This is a genomic window from Pseudalkalibacillus sp. Hm43 (genome assembly GCF_051842935.1).
Lineage (GTDB): Bacteria > Bacillota > Bacilli > Bacillales > Fictibacillaceae > Pseudalkalibacillus.
In genome coordinates, this window is sequence record NZ_JBPXRR010000001.1 from 3,049,824 (window position 1) to 3,068,022 (window position 18,199).

Genomic DNA, 18,199 nt, shown 5'->3' on the forward strand with positions numbered 1-18,199 from the left:
TCCTCCGTCTGATTATGATCTTTAATAAAAGATGACAGAAACCACAACAAAATTCAAGATAAGAAAAGACACCCCTTACGATACAGGGGTGCCTCTTTCCTTCAAATCAATTGACCTTTTCTTTTTCTTTTGATTTTTGAGTTTCTGGTTTCCCTGCCACAATCACATGAAGTTGGTCTTCGCTTTCAGCAGTTCCTGCAAAATTCTCAGCCTCTGCTACCAAGAAATAACTTCCGTTTGCCAGCTCCAATTTGATTTCAAATGTTCCGTCTGTATCCGATTGACCAGAACCTAGTTTAGTACGTTTGTTACCTTTCACATTGTACACGTGAATGGTCGTATTCGGATCTGCTTGTCCTGTCACAACAACAGGCTCACGCTTGAATTTCAATTTATCATCATCCCATTCAGGCGCGTTTGGAGCTTGTTGTTCTGCATCCATCGCCCAATTCAATGCATTGACGAAAAGTTGTTTTCCTTCTTCCGTCCAGCCGTACTCCGGTCCAATGATGTTGGTCACGTTGTAGCTAGAGAGAAGCAATTGCACACTCGTAGCACTTGTGAAATCGTAAGCGATCGAAGATCCTTTCATCGTTTCATCTACTGCTAGATCTCCAAGTGTGATACCAGGGTATCCTTTAAAGGTCGCGTAAGGACTCTTCGCTGTATGAATCTTAATCGGAGTGACTTCCCCATCCTCTGCTACCAATCCTTCGAAAATCGGATGCCCTTCCAGTGGATGTACGTATACGGCTCCTTCATCATATCCTTGTTGATCCAATTGCGGATATCCTTTCGCTGCTTCCAACAGCTGGATGGAGCCTTCACCAACTCCCCACGTTCCAGTGAACACAACGCTTACTTGTTTTTCATCCGTTTCAGCAATCAATTGTTTTACCTGTTCAGCTGTTCCGTCTTTTGTATTGAGTAAAATGATTCTGTAATCGTCTACATTGCCCAGCACATCCCAGTCGCGAGATTCTGCATAGACCCCTTGTCCGTTCAGGAAGGAGGCGAGCGTTCCGTTTATGTCACCTAATACAGCAACTTGATACGCGTTCAACGTCAGGTTCGTTTCAACATCTTCTTCTCCGACAGCGATCGTTTCAATAGCTGGCAAGTAGCCGTCCGCTTCCATTTTCAACTCGTAATTACCAGGCAGCAGTTGTTCGAACGAATAGTTACCGGATTCATCGGTTGTTGCTTCTTCTACAAATCCAGCAGGGTCTTCTGGTGTCAGGGTCAGCTTAACACCTTCAATACCTTCTTCCGTTTCAGCATCCGCCACTTTTCCTGATAACGCCACACCTTCAATTGCTTCAAGTGTGAAATTCAATGTGACAGAATCACCAAGCTCAGCTACATTGGCTTCCTGCGTCTGTTCAACGAAACCACGTGCTTGTACTTTAACATCGTACGTTCCGACACCGACTCCTAATCGATAAGTGCCGTCAGCGCTTGTGACCGTTTCGATGCCTTCAGAAGCAACCGTTACTTTGGCATTTCCAATCGGCATCCCTTCAGCATCTGTCACAGTCCCTTTGATTTCACCAAGACTAGCTGTCGTTGCAAATTCGATTGCATTCAAGTAGATTTGTTTTGCATTTTCCGTCCAGCCATCATCAGGAGAGCCATAGCTGCTTGCTTGTAAACCAGACAATAATACGTGAACACTATTCGCTGTTGGATACTTGATTCCGAAACCTTCACCGAGTAATCCTTCTGTGTGATGTGTCAAGGATCCAATTGTCGTACCGGAATAGTTTTCATAAACTGAATACTGCTGGTTACGATCTCCATTGTTCAATATTTCGATCTCTTCTCCGACTTCAAAACCGCTGAAAATCGGATGGAGCTGATCGACTTTAACGTTGATAGACTGACTCTCAAAGGATGAGATGACATTCTCAGGATCCCCGTAGGCATCCTTCAAGCTCTTGATCGTTCCGCCACCATACTGACTGACGAACATCATACTCACTTCCAGTTGATTCGCTTCTTCAACGAAAGCTCGGAATTGATCGTTGCTCATTGAATAATCTTTATCGTTGAAGATGACTAGTGCATAATCTGCAAGTGCATCTTGCAAGGATTCGAAGTCAGCTCTTTGATAGAAATCGACCTCATATCCGTTCGTTTCCAAGAAAGGAACGAGTCGCGCTTCGTTCGGGCTATAGCCGATGACTGCAAGTTTTTCCGATACTTGCATTGCGAAGGAGAGATCAATTTCCTCACCAGCAACGACCTGTACATTGTTTTGCGTATTCGGGCCATAACCTGAAGCGAGTGCCCGTACGTCATAGGTTCCTTCAGGGACAGATGCTGTGAACGTTCCATTTTCATCTGTTGAAACTTCGATTGGAGTACCTAAGAACGAGATAGATGCATCGGCAATCGGTTCATTCGTCGAACTGTCGATGACTGTACCAGTTACCGTTCCTGCATTTTCTGATTTCAACTCGAAGCTTTCATCCAATCGTTCTCCATTCGTGATGTCTACACGCACAGATTTTTGTTCGTGTCCGAAAGCATTAAAGGTCAGTTCATAGCTTCCTTCTTCAAGTCCTGCATAGAAACGACCTTCATTGTCCGTTTCGATCGTTTCATTTGTTTCCGTAATTGTCACTGTCGATTTAACAGGTGTACCCTGATCATTCAGCACCTGGCCATGCAATTCACCCACAAATGGTTCTTCATTATCCAACGCCCAAAGGATTGCGTTGTTCAATATTTTCTCACGGACTGGATCAAACGATTGGTCTGGGTTCCAGACGTGGCTGAATGTCATATTGGCTAGTAAAATTTCGACGGAATCGATCGTACGACCTTTGTATGCGACCATGCTTCCTTGATCACCCGTCGTTTCATTCGAGAATTCAACTGCGGTCTCCCCAGAGTAACCGTCAAATCCATAGTAGTAATCGAAACGAGCCGGGATATCGAAGGACTCGTTTAAAGCAAGACCTTCTGTAATTGGATGTTCTTTGACCACTTTACCTGTGGAGCCTTCTTCGCTTCCACCGAATACGGTCGTAGGGTCATTCAAATACTCGTTCAAAATATCAATGGATCCGCGACCGCCATCCTGACCCGTCCAGATCACCGGTGTTCTTGACTGATCGAGCGCTTTCAAGAATGTTTTGAATTCTCCCTCAGTAGGTTCGAGGGCCGGTGCGTAATCTGAATTTGCAAAAACAAGGTCCACTTCACTGAGCTTATCCAGGTCTGTGAAGTTCATATCTTCGACGAGATAGCCTCGTTCTTCTAGATAGCCTCGTAAAGTCGGATAGCCTGAGGCTGTAATATCGACGATGACACCTACCGTCGGTGACGGCTTAAGGTCAATCGGCAGGTTCACCTCTTCTGTGTCGCCAATTTCAACTTCTATGTCTTTACGAACATAGCCATCTTTTTCAATACGTAACGTGTACGTTCCTGGCTCTAGACGTTCGAGTGAATACTGACCTTGCGTATTTGAAACTGTTGCCCGTGGAACATTCAATACGTCGATTGTGGCACCTTCAATCGCATTGCCATCTTTCTCATTGGCGACCACTCCTGAGATGGAACCGACATTCCCTTTTACATTCATTTGGATATCCAGTGGTTCACTGTCTCCAGATACACTCACGTTCATTGTTTGCGTCTGGTACCCGAATGATTGAATTTCGACTTCGTATTCGCCATCTAAAATGGCGATGGCGTAAGAGCCGTCATCTGGATTCGTCTTGTCAGAGAACTCCATTCCGTTCACTTTGACCGTGGCATCCAGAGGATTCCCACTTTCATCGGTTACCGTACCGCTGATGGTCGAAAACTTCGCATTTGCCGCCCAAAGCACCGTATTGACGAGCAATTCCTTTCCTTCAGGGGTATAATCGCTCGCATCATGTGAGAAAGAGAAGCCGTGACCTGCCATCAAGATTTCCATGCTTCCGGACGATCTTGGTTTATAGGCAAGACCTCCGCCATATGGTTCAGCGTCTCCTTCATGCTTAATCGTCGCTAATGAGTATCCACTGTATCCTTCGAATGTTCCGATTGAGCTTGCTTCTGGTAAAAGCAATTCAATGAAATCGCCAGCTTGAGCGTCACCGAAAACAGGATGTTCTTCGGTCACCACATATCCAGCCGCAAGATTGGAGCCACGGATTGTTTCCCTTGATTCAGGATCCCCACGATAATCCACCAGATAATCGATTCCTGAACCGCTCCAATACGTTTCACCGAAAATGATACTTGTTTCATGCTCATCAGCTGCTTTCATCATCGCTTCGAAAGCGGGCTCTTTGAATCTGTAAGAAGTTGCATCGTTGAAGAAGACAACATCGTAATTACCGACTTCCGCTGCGATCTCCGTTTCATCGACTTCTGTGACCGGAACACCCATCGCTGTGAAAATGGAGGCGAAATTACGTTCCGATGACCAGTAATCACCGACGACTGCGAGTCTAGGGACAGCAGACAATTCGACGTTCAATTCACCTTCATGTCTTGCCATGTCGATCTGTTTGGAGTACTTGATATACCCGTCTTTTTCTATGGACAAGTTGTATACGACATCTTCCAGATCGCTCACTTCATAGCGTCCATTTGAACCTGTCGTTGTTTCCGTGACAACTTCCCCTGCTTCGTTCGTCACTTTCACGTGCGCACCACTTAAGACTTGCTGTGTGTTTGCATCCGTTACAAGACCTGATATCGTTCCACCATTCGACGCTCCAAGTGTAACGAAGATTTCAGCTGGCTCGCCGTGGGTGAAGGTCACTTCTTGCGTTTGTGTTTCATACCCGATTGCACGGATTTCCATCGTATACGTTCCCGGATCGTGGAATAGTTCATATTGTGCATTTGCGCCAGAGCCTTCTCCTAGAACAGACGTCGTTTTAACCCCTGTTTCCAGGATTTCAATTTGTGCTTCAACAGGATTTCCATCTACGTCCATGACCGTTCCGGATACTTGTCCAAAATCGGAGTCGATCAAGAAGTCGATCCCATTGAATAGAATATTCTGTTGGTCAGTCAACCAGCCTTGTAAAGGAGAAATCCAAGGTGCTGCGGCATGACCAGATAACAGCAAGTGTGCACTGTCTTCGGAAACAGCCTTATACGCGACCCCGGTACCGACAAAGCCTAGAGAACCGTTTCCGATCGTACCGAGATGACGTCCTGAATACTGGTTGAACCAGGTTAAATCACCAGTACGTTCAAACAATGTAAGACGATCTCCAGCTTGATACCCTTCAAAAATTGGATGCTCGACATCGACCTGCATCCTGACAGCACCGCCATCATATTGATGAGCGAATTCTTTCGGATCACCATAATATTCATGTAAGTGTTCAATCGTTCCGTAGCTGGAACCCCATTGATCCGCGAAAATCAAACTCACATCATGTTCGTTCGCTGCTTGAACGAGCGAATCGAAAGTTGCTGCATCAGGCTGTTCCCCACCTGACCCATACGCACCATTCAGATATACGACTTGATATCGTTCAATATTGTCGACGATATCCCAATCCCGTTCTTCAGCTGCATAACCGTTGACGTTCAATAGCTTCGTAACTTCAGAATTCCAATCGTTCAAAACGGCAATGTCAATTGGTTTCATGTTAACTTCTAGAACCGTTTCTTCTCCTGGTTGAACCGTGATCCATTGTTTTTGCTCGACATATCCGCTTAAGCTTAAGGTCAACTCATATTTTCCTTCATAAACGTTTGCATTTGTAAAAGATCCACCCTCATTGGTTTCCCCGTTGATAGACGTGTCTTTCAAAGTGACGTTCACATTCGGAAGGCCCTCTCCGGTCCGTTGATCTTTGACCTGGATATCGAGAGAACCGGATTCTGCTTCTGTAAGGATATAATCCTTCGTTCGTTCAAATCCAGAAACGAACTTGATCGATTCCTCCACCTGCTGTTTTCCATATTGTGCAACCTTAACGGTGTATTCACCAGGTTGATGCTCCATGGTGAAGGTTCCATTTTCATTCGCTTCTACTTCCACTCCTGTTTCGAGTACAGTCACTTTACCTTGCACAGGGTTCCCATCTGTATCTTTCATCGTTCCCATTAAGATTCCCGGAGATTGATAGCTTTGGATTCCAGTGCGATAAGGGACGATGACCTTTCCGGCTAAAATGGGTAAACCGGAAGTGCTGTAATCCGGCAATGAGAATTCTTTTAAACTTTTACCGGAATAGATATCAAGTGCAAACAACGTGCCGCTTGTCCCAGCAATGAACAATACGCCATTTGCTGTGACAGAGCCATTGTTCAAAGCGGTACCGACCGTACGGTTCGTCCAGAGGATCTCACCTGTTTCACGATCGAACGCTCGTAAAATCGGGTGAGCGGCAGATGTCATCACAACGATATTTTCATAGACAACAGGTGAACCAGCCTGCGTATCTCCTACACCTTCAGCCTTCCAAACTTCTTCTCCAGTAGACGGATCCAGTTTATAAAGCGTGCCAGCCTGTGTATTAAAGTTTGTGCCGACAACATACAACTCCCCATCCACATAGACGGGTCTGGCGGCAACCCCTTCATTGCTGAGTGTTTTGCTCCACACTTCTGATCCATCCGATACATCCAATGCCCGGATGGTCATGTTATCGTAGCTGCCGACATAAAGTTTTCCATCACCTAAACTGCCCCCGAAGAAAGACGGTGCCCCTAGTGCGGTATTCCAAATCTTTTCTCCAGTCTCAGCATTCAAGGCAGTCACCTTGGCGTTCTCATCCAAACCAGATCCTACATACAGTTTCCCATCCTGATAAATTGGAGATTCATAGATGGTGTATGAATCAGTCTGGTAGTTCCATAGGATATTTCCATTGGCGAGATCTAGTGCATAGATTCGACCATCTTCCCCACCTGATAAATAGACTTTGCCATCAACAATCGTAGGAGAAGAACGGTTTGTCGAACCTAACCGGATGCTCCACATTTCTTCACCGGTATCCGAATTCAGATTCACGACCCAACCCCGATCGGTGGTCAGCACAACACTTTGATCTGCTGCTGCAGGGGTCGAGAACAAAATCTGTCCTTTCGAACCGAGGTCGTATGCCCAGCCAAGATCGAGCTTCTTCACATCAATTGCAGCAGGTGATACAGCGTTCCGAGCATTATTGTTGTTCGCTGTACTCCAGCCCTTCTTCGAACTCGATTCAGCTGCTGTCATCTCAATTTGGAGCTGTTGATCAGAATCCATGACGACTTCCATAGACTTGCCAGCAATTCCCTCACCGGAAATTTGCAGCTGATAGGTTCCAACAGGAATGTCTTCTATAGTGAAATTCCCTTGTTCATCAGTCCGTGCTGTCTCGATCGGGGTATCTCTCACCCGAACATAGGCAAAAGAGACTGGATCACCCGAAGCTGAATCCACAACGACTCCGTTCAAACTATAAGAAGGTGCTTGGTCTAAAATCCAATCCACTTCTGTCCGTTCATCTTTCTGGATTTCAATCGTAATCGTCTGATCTTCGTATCCAAACGATTTTATGAGGACATTGTGCTTCCCTTCTCTGATTTTCAAATCGATGACGCCATCTTCTTCAATGGTGTAAGTCCCACCGTTTTCAAAATCAAGCGTTCCAGCAATCGGTTCTCCGGCATCATTTTTCAATGTTCCTTTCAAATCACCGGCAAACGCAGCTTCTGTGACTGCCTGATAGATGTTGACGATTCCGTGCCCGTACACATCATTCGGCAAAGAACCCATGAACGGCTCCACCCTGGCTGTATCACGAATAAGGCTCTTGACTTCATCTACTGTCAAATCAGGGTTTGCCTGCAATAGTAAGGCTACTGCTCCTGTTACATGAGGTGTTGCCATAGACGTACCACTGATCGTGTTGTACTTACCTTCTCCTTTACCCTCTGGCCATGCTGAATAGATATGATGTCCTGGTGCAGATACATCCGGCTTCAGGATCCGTACCTGGTTACCATTCTCATCTTCCCAAAACACTGGCCCACGGCTCGAAAAATAAGCAATCTGGTCATTGATGTCTGTCGCCCCGATTGCAAAGGAATGCGGAAAGCTTCCCGGTGAGCCGATCGTTTGTGAGCCAGGTCCATCATTTCCGGCTGCAAACATCGGGAAAATCCCTGCAGAAACCCATGCTTCGACATCTTCATAAAATTCCGTCGTATAGGCATTCGAGTTCCCCCAAGAATTATTTACGACATCAGGTGCTTTGGATGGATCTCCGCCTGGTGCCATGAACCATTCGAACGCAGCATGGATTGCAGATGTCGTGGTCGAACCGCCATCTGTGAAAATTTTAGCGGCAATCCATTCCGCTTCAGGCGCAACCCCGATCGGTTCACCAGATCCCCCACCAACAGCTGAACCAGCGACGTGTGTACCGTGTCCATGACCATCGCTTGGTGTCGTATACCCTTGACCGGATACATCAATCCAGGAATACTGGTGATTCCCATCTCGACCTCGATAGTTATCCTTCAAAGCTTCATGTGTCCCATCTACCCCGGAGTCCATGATTCCGACAACGACACCATCACCTTTGAGACCATACTCTCCCCACACATTTGTTGCCTGGATCTTTTCTAGACCCCATTGTGGTAACTTAGGAGGGTTCTCAGACTCTTGAGGTTCCGGTAACTGTAGCGTGCGGTCCAATGAAATCCGTTCGATATCATCGCGCTTTTTCAATTCTTCCAAAGCTTCAGTTGTTACAGTTGCAGTCATTCCATTGATGATCCACAAGCTTTTCTTCTTTTGGGCTTTTCCTTTTTGTTCAAGAGATTTCATTGCTTGATTGAGTGCTTTTTGAGAGGCATTTGTTTTTTCTTGGAGGTGGGCTTTGATGAGTTCAATCTTGTCTTTCTTTGATGGTTTCTTTTTTACTTGAGGGAAAATTGCATCGATGTTCGGACGCTCTTTCATCCGGATGATGACGTCCACTTTCTCGGATTGCTTCAATTGCTTGATGATATCTGCCTCGACTTTTTCAGGCTCCTTAGCTGAAGGGTCAGGTTGTCCAGACAATGGAGGAGGCTCCCATCCGATCCCTTCCATGAGTGAGGCTAATTCTTCTTCACTTGAATCAGATGTAATGTCTTTCTCTTCAGTTGTGATCTGCTCTTTTTCTCTTTCCTTTTCAAGCATGTCATGTTCTACGCCTAAGTTCCGTTCTGATTCCGTTTGACCGTATGTAGTTTGTGGCATGAACATAGAAAAAACGAGTAGAAAACTGAACACCAGTCCAAAGTGCTTTCTTTGCCGTTTCATCCGTCGCAAACCATTCACTCCTCTTTTTGTGGTTAAGACGAAATTTACACAAATATTGACAATCACCTTCTTAATTTCTAATAATTGGGACTTTTTAGAAATTTTTCGTTCCTTTGATTCAGACAACAATAGAGCAAGGAGGAGTTTTGTTTGGGTTAACGTTCGGGACTATAAGACTATGAAAGGGTAAGAAAATAAAAAACCTATCGAAGGTGGAGATCGAGTCGATAGGTGAGGAATGGGTCATTTTAGATTGTAGTTGTAGCAAATCATTGTTTCATCGTTCTGGAAGCCTTCAGCCAGGTAGAGTTTTACCGCATTTTCATTTTCCGCATTGACGGTCAGAAGTGCTTTCGGAAGTCCTTTGGCACGTCCGTATTGGATACCAGACCGCAACAGGTTACGCCCTAGTCCTTTTTTTTGATGGGAAGGACGGACTGCCAACAGGTGGATGAACAGATGAGTTTCTCCCTTATGCGGTTCTTCCGTAAGTCGCAGCAAACCGACAGGCTCATCCTCATAGTAGAGGAGTTTGAGACCATCTTTCAGGAAGCCTTCCTCCTTCTTCATCTTTTTCACTTGTTCAACGGTGATTGGTGTTTCTGAACCTGCCAGATTAGCGAATGCCTCATTTCGAATATCTCGCCATTTGTCCTCATCACAATCGAAAACAAAATCTCTCAACTCATAACCGAGCGGAAACTCAATATCACTAGCAGGTTGGTCCGGTCTATCTAATACATAGGAGTATCGTTCAATACCAAAACCAAGTGATTCCACAATACGTCGAAAATCCTGATGTACATCCTGCGTAAACAGGAAAACACGATGGATTTCAGATGTGTGCGGGATAATTGATTCCATCAACGTTCGATAGGCTTCCACATCATCCAATTCAGAGTGGAAAATACGAAAACGTCCTTTCTTTCCTCTGAGAAAATAATCATCCATCATCAGGGAGGCGACACCGATCACCCTTTCGCCATCCAACAATAGATAAGTCGGCTGCTCATCACTGATTTCAATTGAATGAAGATCCTCATCCGTTAAAAACGATTCATCAACGATCGACCTGTATTTCTTGCAATAAGCTATGAAATCTTGCAAACGATTCTCTGTCAACGGCTCAATTCTCATCATGCACGCTTCCTCTCCATGAAAAAGACTGTGAACAGTGTTGCTTCACAGTCTATTATATATCGGTTTCACATCACTCAGATATTGTTTTTTCAAAATTCAAAAACCCGTTTCCGTAGCTGTTCGGATCCATGTCATCACGCTTGTCCGCACCATTGATGAGTTTTTGCTTGATTTCATCAGGCGTAGCATCAGGGTAAAGCTGTAGAAGTAAAGCGACAACACCAGCACAGATGGGGGTTGCCATGGACGTACCCGACATAACGAAGTAGTCCCCTTCCACCCGACTGGATTTTTGCAATTTATCAATATAGGAATTCGGGGATCGGAGCGAAATGATATTCACGCCTGGAGCTAGTAGATCAGGCTTGGTCACATCGTAAATGGTAGGACCCCTGCTCGAAAAGCTTGCTACATCATCATCGTTCGAATCAACCGTATTTTTATCATCCGATGCACCTACCGTTATGACACGGTCACTTACGCCAGGACTTGCGATCGTCTGACCGCTCGGACCACTGTTGCCTGCTGCTACACAAACGACAATGCCCTTTTCCCATGCTTTTTCTACTAATTGGACCATCGGATCTTTATTTTCTTCTTCGTATTTCTGTGCTGCGGCCCCAAGAGACATACTGATGACGTCGATTTTCTTGTCCGGCTGGTTTTCATTGTATTGAATACACCAATCGACACCTTCCATAATCGACTCGAGAGTACCTGAGCCCATCTTGTTCAGAACTTTGATACCGACCAGGTTCGCTTCATAAGCAGGTCCAGTATACTTACCTCCAGAGGCTTTCCCATTACTTGCAGCATCACCTGCGCAATGAGTGCCATGTCCATTATCGTCATACGGTTCTTCCTTTTGATTGACGAAATCTTTGAAAGCTATGATTCTACCTTCCAGGTCTTGATGGGGATAGATTCCTGTATCAATGACAGCGATGGTCACATCTTTGCCTGAGACAGGTTGTCCATTACGTACGACATTTTCCGCTTTTACTGAAGGGACCGCAACATCCAGCAAGGCTTGAACTTCCCTATTCAAATAAACTTTTTTGATATGATTACAGTTCGACAGGATATTTTCCAGCATGGCAGGAGTGACATCCATCGTACAACAAGAGACGTTTGAGAACGATTTCCTCATCCCGCAGCGACTATAAATCTTTGAAATTTGATGCAGATCTTCACAGCCTTGATCATACTCATCTTCGTAAAATTCGATCACGACAGATATCTTCTTCATCCTTTTGATCCATGTTTCAATCGTTTTATGCAGGAAACACGGGATCCAGGTAAACGGTCGATAAATGTATAGCATTTGTTCACGAAGAGGTTGATCCATTTTATGTGCATAGGTTCTTACTGTCTGAACCATTGAATAGCCAAACATACCTTCACCTCTATTAAATGTATTGAATTCTTAACATAGTATGTGAATCTAGCAAGTTGGTAACGGTGTTTGTCCATTCAATAGAGTTAGTAATTTTTTACAAACAAGCCTAGTAAAATCAAGGCTGTTTAGCAATATATTGTTGCTCTTGCACTTGAAGAAAGTATAAAATACTTTCTTCAGTATAAGGGCAACTAAGGCTCGATCTATAAAAGGCTTAGTCTCGCCAAGTTTTCTTTAAAAGTCTTTGATTTCCGCTCCAGGATGCTCGCTTTCCACGGGGCGTGCGGTGAGCCCATTCGTCGCGCTGCGACATTGAATGGTCTCACCTGGCCCGCTCGTCCCGTAGGAGTCTCGCACCTTGCGCTTCAATCAACTTACAATGGAGAAGAGCTCCAATAGCAATAATCCTGAAATTAAAAAAGGACAGGCTTTGAGCCTATCCTTTTTACCCATTTATGTGGTTTGTGCTGTCATTGAGATGCGCTTGATTTCCTGTTCGATTTCCTCTTTCAGTGCTTCCACTTTTTCAAAATCGACGGCATGGATATAGTACTGTTCCAGCTCGTCGTTGCAGGCTTTCGCTTCAGCTAGATACGCGATCGCTTCCTTCATGTAAGATGAATAACGCTCGGTAATATCCAGAAGTTCTGTTGCATATTTTTCATCTGTACCTGCTGTTATCGCTCGTTTATACATGTCGACGATCTCGTCATTTTCTCGCTCAGGGAAATATTCATGTGGCGCTGTGCTGTCGAATATGGCGATGCCGAGTTCACGTATGATAATCATATCCAGACTGTTCGGATCGAAACCACAATGATAGATTTCGGTATCGAACCCTTTTTCTTCTGAAATGGCGGCAATCTTTTTCAACAGCGTAGACTTACCAGATCCCGGACGACCTTTGATGAAATAGCGCTTATAAACGCCTTCCGTCAGGTTTTGGACAAAATCGACGGCGCCCTTCGGTGTGGCTGCCCCTAGGAAACGATGACGGACATCCGCTTTCTTGTGCAAAGATTTCCCTGCAAAGAAAGCTTCGATCAACTCGTCTGTCAGTTGGTTCGCTTTTGTAAAGTCCATATTGTCAATATAGATCGCTTCCCACTCGTCATGCACTTCTAATGCTTTGGAAAAACAACTGTAAGCATCGTCGTATGCCTTCTGGATTTGAGCGTTCAGTTTTTCAATCTCATCCCGATATGGAATCAATTGATTCGAGTCCCAGGCTGTTCCCAGGTTAATATACTCCTCCACTACACCAGGGTATTTCGGTTCGATCACCTGAGGACCGGACCCGTTCACAATCCCGACCTTCAGGCACGGAATTAGCACACCCTCCACGGACTGGTTATCCGATGCATTATGCAGAAATTCAATGTCATATCCTTTATCGTTCCAATCATATCCGATCGATTTCATCAAGGAAGACTTTCCACAACCAGGTGCTCCTTTTAAAATATAAAGACGTTCCAAGCCCTGAAGACAAGAGTCGTACAGACTATAAAAACCTCTGGCAGTATTCCCACCGGCATAATAATTCGTGATCTTTCCTGGCACTCGCATACACTCCCTCTTCCTATAGTCATAAAGATGCCTATTTTCAGATTATGCGGTAGGGCTTATGTAGGTGAATGCCTATGGTTTGGGGATCTATGATCAGGGAAAAATATTGAAGGAAGGAGGTCGCCCAGTATGGATATCCAGATCAAAAGGATCTATCACCAAAAAGAAAAAAGGGATGGCATAAGAATTTTAGTCGATCGAATCTGGCCAAGAGGCGTTTCTAAAGAGGATGCTGAACTCGATGAATGGTTGAAAGAAGTCGCGCCTTCCCCAGACCTGAGAAAATGGTTCAACCATGATCCAGAACGGTTTGAAGCATTCAGGAAAAAATACATAAACGAGCTGGATCAAGAGGAAGAGAAGATGGATGCAATGGAAAAAATCAGGCGTTATCTCAAGAACGGGAAGGTCACTCTGCTTTATGCAGCAAAAGATGAAACGCATAATCACGCCGTTGTGCTATAAGAATATTTGACTCAACTGTAAAAGCGTTTTCACAATATTTCGTTATCGTGTTATACTAATTGTAACAAATTGTTCACAATTCAAATGTACTACTGATAAAGGAGTCGTTATGGATGGATGTCTTTCTTGTCTATTTGTTAGTGGCAAGCGCGACACCGCTTTTCTTATGGCATGACAAAAAAAAGCTAGCCATGATTCAAATACCATTCATCATGTGCATGTGGCTCTATGTCATTTTGTACCTATCCTTTGAGTTAAGCATACTCGTCCATATCATACTAGGTTCTATATTTGTGGCGAATGTCATTTTTGCACATGTTGCCGCGTTTATGATTTTCACGACACACGTGCTTAAGAAAGCGAAGAAAATTTAACGGAAGACCTCAACTTGTCGGCGTTGAGGTCTTTTTATTTTATACATACTTTCGCGTTTCACCACTTTTCACGGTACGAGCACCCTCAACCCAACCTAATGAAACCCATAGGATACGACCCAAAGCGTCCCAATGACGACAACGACTGCAATGAATGCTGAGTGCATCATGATGTGCGTCTGATGCTTTCCGTTGCTGCTTTCGGTCATATGCATAAACATAAGTAGTTGGATGAGCGCTTGCAAAATGGCAAGTGCAACGATGATTCCAATGATCCATGTCATCGAAAAACCTGAGTATAACCCGATCCAAAGTGCAGCGAGCGTCAAGATAACCGACAAAAGGAACCCGATCAAATGCCTCCAAGGAAAACGAGATGTTTGATTAGCCATGGTGCATCACCGCCCCCGTTCCAATCATTCCATAAAGATATACGGCTGTGAAAATAAAGATCCAGACGACATCTAAGAAGTGCCAATAAAGGCTCGCAACAAACACTTTCCCTGTCGTTCGTTTCGTCAGACCTCGCTGGAACAACTGGATGATGATCAGTACGATCCATCCAATCCCCATTGTGACATGGGCACCATGTGTTCCGACGAGTACGAAAAATCCGGACCAATACGCACTTGTCGTCAAGCTTGCTCCTTCATGGACGTAATGGATGAATTCATAGATTTCAAAGCTTAAAAATCCAAGTCCTAAGCCTAGAGTGACGATCAACCATACAATTAATCCTTTGAAACTGTTCCGTCGCATTTCGTGGATGGCTAGGCCACAAGTGAAACTCGAGGTCAAAAGCAAGAACGTTTCAATCAACACGCCCTTCACCTCGAACAATTCTTTCGGTGTCGGACCATCCCCATATCGGCCCAACAAAACGAGGTAGGTGGCAAAAAGGGTTGCGAACAACGCGATTTCTGCTCCTAAGAAGATCCAGAACCCTAAGATGTTCAGCCGCCCAGTTTCCGATTGATATTCTAACGGCGTGTCTGGAGCTTCGTGCCGGCTCTCTTCTGACTGCACATATTCCATTTTTACACGCCTCCTTCATTCATGAGAATTCTCGATTCGTTCGATCTCTTCGACAGGAACGTAATAACCTTCATCATAATCAAAAGACCGGAGCACTAGAGTGACCAACACACCGATCAATCCAAAAATGGCAATCCACCACCATTTGAAAACGAGTCCGAATCCACTTATGAAAAAGAACACGCTCATGATGATCGGCAGTCCAGAATAACTCGGCATGTGAATCGGTTTATAGTCTGTCTTCTTCGGTTCCTTTTCTTTTTTCATGATTGTGTAAGCATCAAGTCCTTTAACCACGGGCGTGATAGCAAAATTATAGAATGGGACCGGAGTATGGGTGGCCCATTCAAGGGAACGACCGTCCCATGGATCCCCTGACTTTTCACGCTCGGCGTACCGGAAGCTCCAGTAAATGTTATAGACGAGAAGGACGAAGCCGAGTGCCATTCCGATAGCACCGATAGAGGCTGTCACATTCAAACTGAACCAACCGTCTGCCCATTCATACGTGTAGATTCTTCGTGGCATTCCGGCAAGGCCTAAGAAATACATCGGGAAAAAGGTGACATTGAACCCGATCATGAACAGCCAAAAGCTCCATTTACCTAGTCGTTCGTTCAACTTATGACCGAACATCTTCGGATACCAGAAGTAGAGGCCCGCAAAACATGCAAAGACGGTTCCTGAAATCAATACGTAATGGAAGTGCGCGACCAGGAAATACGTATTGTGATATTGGTAATCTGCTGCGGCCATTGCAAGCATGACTCCCGTCACTCCGCCAATCGTGAAGTTCGGAATGAAGGCGAGCGACCAAAGCATCGCGGTTGTGATTTTGATTTTTCCTTTATAGAGCGTAAATAACCAGTTGAAAATTTTCACACCCGTCGGGACGGCAATCAACATCGTCGTGATTGAGAAGAATGAATTGACGGCTGCTGTCGCACCCATCGTGAAGAAATGATGGACCCAAACGATGAAGCTGAGCCCGGCAATAGCGACCATCGACCAGACCATCGCTTTGTAACCGAATAACGTCTTCCGGGCAAACGTGCTGATCACCTCTGAAAAGATTCCGAAGGCTGGCAAAATGACAATGTATACTTCCGGATGACCCCAAATCCAGAAAAGGTTCGCCCAAAGCATCGGAAGACCGCCATCGGCTAACGTAAAGAAATGGCTGTCAAACAACCGATCAAATGTCATCAAAGCAAGCGCAACCGTCAAAACCGGAAACGCGAAAATGATCAAAATCATCGTGATGAGGGAGGACCAAGTAAACATCGGCATCCTCATCAACGACATGCCTGGAGCTCGCATTTTTAAAATGGTGACGAGGAAGTTGATCCCCGTCAGAAGGGTTCCGATTCCAGCGATCTGGAGTCCGAGTAAGTAATAATTCTGTCCAGGTCCAGGGTTGAGTTCACTGCCTGCAAGAGGTACATAGCTTGTCCAACCGGCAGAAGGTGAGCCTCCGATGATGAATGAAATGTTGAACAGCATCGCTCCGAAAAAGAACGTCCAAAAGCTGACCGCATTCAAGTACGGGTATGCCACGTCCCTTGCACCGATCTGCAGCGGAACGACGAAATTGATCAATCCGATCAAGAAAGGCATCGCCATGAAAATGATCATGATCGTACCATGCGTGGTGAAAATCTCGTTATAATGTTGTGAATCGAGTATTTTGGCATTCGGAGCGGTGATTTGCGCTCGCATCATCAGCGCGTCCACTCCACCACGGAACAGCATCAATAACGCAGAAAAGATGTACATGACGCCCAGTTTTTTATGATCAACGGTTGTAAGCCATTCCTTCCACAGCCATGTCCATTTCCTGTAATACGTAAGTACGGTGACGATGGCAATCGTTGTGAGGAATATGGAAATATCGGCAGCATAGATGAACGGCTCTCCGGTTACGAAAAATTCGTCCCATTCCAAGTTCAACCTGGTCTCCCCCTTTCTCCACTAATGTGGTTCATCGTGATCCGGATTCAAACGTTCTCTTACCTTGATGGCATAATCCGGCTGTTTGGCATGGTCGACCCATTCCAGATGCATAGAAGAGAATGTGTGTCGATCCGTGTTTCCTTTAAGCATTAACTTGTCGTAAGTTTCTTTCGTGAGTTTTGGTGCAGTAGCCTTCGTGTCTTCTACCCACTCGTCAAATTCTTCTTTTTCCTGAGCAGTAACTATGAACGTCTGCTTCGCAAATCCTTCACCTGTAAAGTTGGCATTCCGGCCTTTATATGTACCCGGTTCATCCGCTTGGAGATAAAGTTCCGTGTACATCCCGGCCATGTTGTATTTCTGTCCTCCTAGCCGTGGTATCCATATTGCAGCCATTGAATCAGCTGATGTCAGCTTAAAGAGAATCGGACGGTCTTCCGGTATGTGCAAGTAATTCACGGTTTCGATTTCCTGTTCAGGGTAAGAAAAAATCCACTTCCAATCGACAGACGTAGCATGTATGACAAGCGGGTCCTTGTGGGACGTCGCTTTAGGAGGCTCTTCTAAGGCATAGATCGTTTTCACCGTCGGGACAGCAAGCGCGGTCACAATGAGGATTGGTATGACGGTCCACAAAATTTCAAGGAATTTATTCCCTTCTTCTTGAGGCGGTTCATAGTCTTTGTTCCCTGGACGTTCTCGGTACCGGACAATGAACAATGTAAAAAGAACAAAGACCACGATGACAATGAACAGCATGAATCCAATCGACCAGATGATCAGATCCTTCTGCTGAATACCGACTGGTCCCTTTGGATCCAACACAGCGAGCTCGCTACACCCGCTTACAAAAGTCAAAGCTATAAGGAACAAACTGACGAAAAGTACTCTAGTCTTCATTTTCAACGTCATCACCACCCTTCTTTAACATGATAATTTATCTGTATATTTAAAAAACTTCGTATGTTCTGAATGATATGTGTTTCATTACCCTTTGAA

Annotated in this window: 10 protein-coding genes; 2 read left to right on the plus strand and 8 right to left on the minus strand. The window is 45.1% G+C overall.

Going from position 1 to position 18,199, the window contains the following annotated elements; all coding sequences use genetic code 11:
- Positions 1 to 106: 106 nt before the first annotated feature.
- The 4 genes from ACSVDE_RS15785 to ACSVDE_RS15800 form a co-directional block, all read right to left on the minus strand.
- A complete protein-coding gene (locus ACSVDE_RS15785; RefSeq protein ID WP_439302024.1) occupies positions 107 to 9,268 on the minus strand; it encodes a carboxypeptidase regulatory-like domain-containing protein in 9,162 nt (3,053 codons plus the stop codon).
- A 243-nt stretch (positions 9,269 to 9,511) separates the two neighbouring features.
- Complete coding sequence (locus ACSVDE_RS15790; protein ID WP_439301811.1) at positions 9,512 to 10,408, minus strand: GNAT family N-acetyltransferase; 897 nt, start codon at positions 10,406 to 10,408, stop codon at positions 9,512 to 9,514.
- Between the two features lie 70 nt (positions 10,409 to 10,478).
- Positions 10,479 to 11,804 carry a S8 family peptidase gene (locus tag ACSVDE_RS15795; protein ID WP_439301812.1) on the minus strand — a complete coding sequence of 442 codons (1,326 nt, stop codon included), beginning with the start codon at positions 11,802 to 11,804 and terminating at the stop codon, positions 10,479 to 10,481.
- Between the two features lie 456 nt (positions 11,805 to 12,260).
- Positions 12,261 to 13,367, minus strand: a complete 1,107-nt coding sequence (locus tag ACSVDE_RS15800; RefSeq protein ID WP_439301813.1) for a PRK06851 family protein — start codon at positions 13,365 to 13,367, stop codon at positions 12,261 to 12,263.
- A gap of 135 nt (positions 13,368 to 13,502) precedes the next feature.
- Between ACSVDE_RS15800 and ACSVDE_RS15805 the strand changes: the two genes are divergently transcribed.
- Together ACSVDE_RS15805 and ACSVDE_RS15810 are read left to right on the plus strand one after the other, a co-directional pair.
- Positions 13,503 to 13,838 carry a DUF488 domain-containing protein gene (locus ACSVDE_RS15805; protein ID WP_439301814.1) on the plus strand — a complete coding sequence of 112 codons (336 nt, stop codon included), beginning with the start codon at positions 13,503 to 13,505 and terminating at the stop codon, positions 13,836 to 13,838.
- 113 nt (positions 13,839 to 13,951) lie between these two features.
- Positions 13,952 to 14,212 (plus strand): spore morphogenesis/germination protein YwcE, encoded by a 261-nt coding sequence (locus tag ACSVDE_RS15810; protein ID WP_439301815.1) that lies wholly within the window; start codon positions 13,952 to 13,954, stop codon positions 14,210 to 14,212.
- Between the two features lie 95 nt (positions 14,213 to 14,307).
- On the opposite strand, the gene qoxD is transcribed toward ACSVDE_RS15810, so the two are convergent.
- From qoxD to qoxA, 4 genes are read right to left on the minus strand one after another with little or no spacing between them, the layout of a single operon-like run.
- Positions 14,308 to 14,604, minus strand: coding sequence for a cytochrome aa3 quinol oxidase subunit IV (gene qoxD / locus ACSVDE_RS15815; RefSeq protein WP_439301816.1), 297 nt, complete (start codon positions 14,602 to 14,604; stop codon positions 14,308 to 14,310).
- Positions 14,597 to 15,247 (minus strand): cytochrome aa3 quinol oxidase subunit III, encoded by a 651-nt coding sequence (gene qoxC / locus ACSVDE_RS15820; protein ID WP_439301817.1) that lies wholly within the window; start codon positions 15,245 to 15,247, stop codon positions 14,597 to 14,599. Before qoxC ends, qoxD begins: the two co-directional genes overlap by 8 nt.
- A 15-nt stretch (positions 15,248 to 15,262) precedes the next feature.
- A complete protein-coding gene (gene qoxB, locus ACSVDE_RS15825) occupies positions 15,263 to 17,191 on the minus strand; it encodes a cytochrome aa3 quinol oxidase subunit I (RefSeq protein ID WP_439302025.1) in 1,929 nt (642 codons plus the stop codon).
- 27 nt (positions 17,192 to 17,218) lie between these two features.
- Entirely contained in the window at positions 17,219 to 18,118 is a 900-nt protein-coding gene (gene qoxA, locus ACSVDE_RS15830; protein ID WP_439301818.1) for a cytochrome aa3 quinol oxidase subunit II, read from the minus strand.
- Positions 18,119 to 18,199: the final 81 nt, after the last annotated feature.

Coding starts and splice junctions, on each gene's coding strand:
- ACSVDE_RS15785 (WP_439302024.1), bottom strand. CDS start 9,268: ATGAAACGGCAAAGAAAGCACTTTGGACTGGTGTTCAGTTTTCTACTC.
- ACSVDE_RS15790 (WP_439301811.1), bottom strand. CDS start 10,408: ATGATGAGAATTGAGCCGTTGACAGAGAATCGTTTGCAAGATTTCATA.
- ACSVDE_RS15795 (WP_439301812.1), bottom strand. CDS start 11,804: ATGTTTGGCTATTCAATGGTTCAGACAGTAAGAACCTATGCACATAAA.
- ACSVDE_RS15805 (WP_439301814.1), top strand. CDS start 13,503: ATGGATATCCAGATCAAAAGGATCTATCACCAAAAAGAAAAAAGGGAT.
- ACSVDE_RS15810 (WP_439301815.1), top strand. CDS start 13,952: ATGGATGTCTTTCTTGTCTATTTGTTAGTGGCAAGCGCGACACCGCTT.
- qoxD (WP_439301816.1), bottom strand. CDS start 14,604: ATGGCTAATCAAACATCTCGTTTTCCTTGGAGGCATTTGATCGGGTTC.
- qoxC (WP_439301817.1), bottom strand. CDS start 15,247: ATGGAATATGTGCAGTCAGAAGAGAGCCGGCACGAAGCTCCAGACACG.